Origin of the sequence: Streptococcus infantis (genome assembly GCF_019929575.1) — a bacterium.
Taxonomy (GTDB): Bacteria; Bacillota; Bacilli; order Lactobacillales; family Streptococcaceae; genus Streptococcus; species Streptococcus infantis_L.
On the sequence record NZ_JAHZPU010000062.1, the window covers coordinates 1 to 1,314 of the forward strand.

The 1,314-nt window shown below is 44.9% G+C and carries 1 protein-coding gene; it reads left to right on the top strand.

The features are described 5' to 3' along the window. Window positions 1-90: 90 nt before the first annotated feature. Entirely contained in the window at window positions 91-1,266 is a 1,176-nt protein-coding gene (locus K1I67_RS09590; RefSeq protein ID WP_223336673.1) for an IS256 family transposase, read from the top strand. Window positions 1,267-1,314 lie beyond the last annotated feature (48 nt).

Genomic DNA, 1,314 nt, shown 5'->3' on the forward strand with positions numbered 1-1,314 from the left:
GGCAGTGTACAATAAGTTGTGTAAACACAAAAAGGAATAAATCCTGTATAGTAGAGTTGCAACACATTTACTAGAAAGAGACTTATTCCTATGCCCCAGTTTACCACAGAATTGCTGAACTTCCTAGCACAAAAGAAAGATATCGATGAATTTTTCCGTTCTTCTCTTGAAACAGCCATGAATGACCTGCTTCAGGCTGAGTTGTCCGCTTTTTTGGGTTATGAGCCTTATGAGAAAGAGGGCTACAACACTGGCAATAGCCGCAACGGAAGCTATTCACGGCGGTTTGAAACTAAATATGGCACCGTTCAGTTGACTATCCCTCGAGACCGCAATGGGGACTTTAGTCCTGCTCTCCTACCAGCTTATGGGCGGCGGGATGATCACCTAGAAGCCATGGTCATCAAACTCTACCAAACAGGGGTAACAACGCGCGAAATCAGCGACATCATCGAGCGAATGTATGGTCATCACTATAGTCCTGCCACGATTTCCAACATCTCAAAGGCGACACAGGAAAATGTGGCGGCCTTTCATAAGCGAGCTCTGGAAGCCCACTACTCAATTTTGTATTTGGATGGGACTTATCTTCCTTTAAGACGTGGAACCGTCAGTAAGGAGTGTATCCATATTGCACTTGGCATCACAGCCGAGGGGCACAAAGCTGTTCTTGGATATGAGATTGCCCCAAATGAGAACAATGCTTCTTGGTCAGATCTGCTGGACAGGCTTCATAGTCAAGGACTGGAGCAGGTTTCGCTTGTGGTCACAGATGGCTTCAAGGGCTTGGACCAGGTTGTTAGTCAAGCTTACCCTTTAGCCAAGCAGCAGCGCTGCCTCATCCACATCAGTCGAAACTTAGCTAGTAAGGTGAAACAAAGTGATCGCGCCCTGATAGTGGAGCAGTTTAAGACTATCTATCGCTCTGCCAGCTTAGAAGAAGGCAAGCAGGTTTTAGAGGCTTTTATCACCGAGTGGAAAGCAACCTATCCAAAAGTGATGGCGCAGTTGGAACTGACGGAGAACCTCCTCACTTTTTACCGTTTTCCTCATCAGATTTGGACCAGTATTTACTCGACAAACCTCATTGAATCCTTAAACAAGGAGATCAAGCGACAAAGCAAAAAGAAGGTTCTTTTCCCTAATGAGGAGGCTCTAGACCGCTATTTGGTGACCTTGTTTGAAGACTATAATTTCAAACACAGCCAGCGAATTCATAAAGGATTTGCGTCTTGCGCTGACACACTTGAAAGCTTATTTGATTAACACTCCGCAACTTTACTTGAGTGTTTACACAAAATTATTGACAGAATC